Source organism: Pseudomonas sp. RIT778 (assembly GCF_019718735.1).
GTDB lineage: Bacteria > Pseudomonadota > Gammaproteobacteria > Pseudomonadales > Pseudomonadaceae > Aquipseudomonas > Aquipseudomonas aphyarum.
The window spans coordinates 1-1,992 of the sequence record NZ_JAIHBA010000071.1; the positions used below are offsets into that span (position 1 = coordinate 1).

A 1,992-nucleotide genomic window follows, 5' to 3' on the forward strand; every position below is an offset into this window, starting at 1 on the left:
TTCCGGCGCCAATATCAACTTCGACAGCTTGCGCCATGTCGCCGAACGAGCGGCGGCGTGCGGCGTTGTGGCTTGAAGTTACTCGGGAATGGCCACGCCAATCTTGTCCGAGGCCGACCAGATGCGGAAGCGCACTTCGACGTCCTGCGGTGCGTAGATCACGATCGGCAGCTTGCTGTTGTAGCGCACGGTGAAACCGTCACCGATCACCGGTACGAACGCGCGTTTTTTCTGGGTGCCGGGTGGGCAGGCCATCAGCGTGCTCATCGGGCCGCTGACTTTTTCCAGGCGGTAGAACGGATAGCCCCAGCCTTCGAGGTTTTTCTCTTCGAGGGTGCCGCCCAGACGCTGGCGGTTGCAGTCGACTTCGAGGGTCTTGCCGGCGAGGATTTCGACTTTGAAGTTTTCTTCCTGGGCTTGTTGAGGCAGATGGATGACCTGGCGCGTGAAGCCCGCTTCGGCCTTCGGATAGGGCGCGGTGTCTTCAAGCTTGGCGGCGTGGGCGAGGGTGGACAGGCTGGCGAGCATCAGGCCGGCGGTCGCGTAAACAGTGAAATTTCCCATTGAAGCCTCCTGGCGGGTGTACGTTGGTTGACGGGCATTTTCACTGTCAAAGGCGATGAAAGCAAACCGCCAGCCGCATGCAAATTGCAGTGCCTGCACGATCGAATCTTGCATTTTGCAACTGACGAGTGGCCTGCCTTTTTGCCAAGCCATTGATTTGCAAGGAGGTGAATGCAACCTGATGAAAGGCACGTTTTATGCGTTGATTTGGTGCAGCGCACCGAGTTCGGGCGCCTACACTCCAATGGGCATTTCGCAGTACAGCCGCTTGTCACAACCCAAGGATTCAGCGGGGACACACCCGTGGGAACCGTGGCAACGGTCGACGTGAATACTTGATTGGCAGTCTCACAGTAAGGAGAGGTTTCGCCATGTTTCTGTCTGCCTTGGAACTCCGCAACATCATTGAAAGCAGCTTTCTACCGAAACGCTGCCAGTGCACGCTGTCCCCGGATCTGTCGATGACCGTCAAGGTGTATGGCGATCACCAGACCGATCAGGTTGAGCTGCAGGTGAGTGGCATCGATGCCAGTCATTTGAACAGCTGTCGCGAAATCAACGGCCTGATCGCCGGGTTGCGCTCGGATCTTGCGCAACAAACGGCAACCCATCATTCAGTGCCGCGATCCCGAGTCGTCTAACCGACTGTTTCACCCAGTTCGACCGTCACGCGCCGGGCCTGCAAGAAGCCAAGGCCCAGCGCGAACTCGACCAGCACCGCGAGCAGAATCCCGGGGCCGGCATGGCCGTTAAGCCATTCAGCAAACCCCAGCACGGCCAGGCCAAAACAGCCGACGATAAAGCCGTTGCTGAGCGCATTGCGCGCGATCGACACAGGCGCGTTGCGCACCAGATAAAACATCACCCCCAACGCCGCAAACAGCACCGCGCTGCGCCGTGCGACGAATCCGGCTGCCTCCGAATACTCGATGCTCCAGATTGCCAGCAACATCTGTGGTGCCAGACCCCACGCCAGCGAAAGCAGAAAACACAGAGAGAAGGTGAGGGTCGACAACGTGCGGAACGACAACTGCATGGCGAATCCTTGCGGCAGTGAGGAGGGCCCCGAGCATACCCTTCGAGACCCGTACTCGCATACCGCAAAGCCGCAAATCAGAGCTTTCTGTCAGTTCTGGAAGTTGCATGCGTCAGATAATTTCCGGTAACTGATTTCTTCCGGTTTCCCGGTGTTGTCGAGGTACTTCATGTCGGCGGTGATGACCTTGCACTCCTGCGTCTGCGGCTCGGTCAGGGAAACCACTTTGGCGACTTGCAGCGGCATGCCGTATTCATAGGGAACAGCCTGGGCCAGCCCGGCAAACGCGGTGCAGGCGAGGGCGGTGGTGAGCAGGAACGGACGAATTTTCATGATGGACTCCGGTGCGACGGAAATTGAGTTCGGCTTGTTGCAAGCCAAACCTGCCGCAC

4 protein-coding genes are annotated in these 1,992 nt (G+C 58.4%); 1 reads left to right on the forward strand and 3 read right to left on the reverse strand.

The genetic code is table 11. The features are described from left to right. Nucleotides 1–78 precede the first annotated feature (78 nt). The gene (gene eco, locus K5E37_RS29215; RefSeq protein WP_221535821.1) at nt 79–564 is read right to left on the reverse strand and encodes a serine protease inhibitor ecotin; all 486 of its coding nucleotides are present in this window, start codon (nt 562–564) and stop codon (nt 79–81) included. Nucleotides 565–935: 371 nt separating this feature from the next. On the opposite strand from eco, the gene K5E37_RS29220 reads away from it, so the two are divergent. Next, nucleotides 936–1,205 (forward strand): DUF1652 domain-containing protein, encoded by a 270-nt coding sequence (locus K5E37_RS29220; RefSeq protein WP_039768222.1) that lies wholly within the window; start codon nt 936–938, stop codon nt 1,203–1,205. On the opposite strand, the gene K5E37_RS29225 is transcribed toward K5E37_RS29220, so the two are convergent. Next, nucleotides 1,202–1,600: a hypothetical protein gene (locus K5E37_RS29225; protein WP_011334037.1), complete on the reverse strand. Its 399-nt coding sequence runs from the start codon at nt 1,598–1,600 to the stop codon at nt 1,202–1,204. The two genes, K5E37_RS29220 and K5E37_RS29225, sit on opposite strands and share 4 nt — an antisense overlap. Before the next feature lie 90 nt (nt 1,601–1,690). Then, the gene (locus tag K5E37_RS29230; RefSeq protein ID WP_221535822.1) at nt 1,691–1,933 is read right to left on the reverse strand and encodes a DUF2790 domain-containing protein; all 243 of its coding nucleotides are present in this window, start codon (nt 1,931–1,933) and stop codon (nt 1,691–1,693) included. Nucleotides 1,934–1,992: the final 59 nt, after the last annotated feature.

Bases quoted from the DNA above. Each gene is read 5' to 3' on its own strand.
- eco (WP_221535821.1), bottom strand. From the start codon at position 564: ATGGGAAATTTCACTGTTTACGCGACCGCCGGCCTGATGCTCGCCAGC.
- K5E37_RS29220 (WP_039768222.1), top strand. From the start codon at position 936: ATGTTTCTGTCTGCCTTGGAACTCCGCAACATCATTGAAAGCAGCTTT.
- K5E37_RS29225 (WP_011334037.1), bottom strand. From the start codon at position 1,600: ATGCAGTTGTCGTTCCGCACGTTGTCGACCCTCACCTTCTCTCTGTGT.
- K5E37_RS29230 (WP_221535822.1), bottom strand. From the start codon at position 1,933: ATGAAAATTCGTCCGTTCCTGCTCACCACCGCCCTCGCCTGCACCGCG.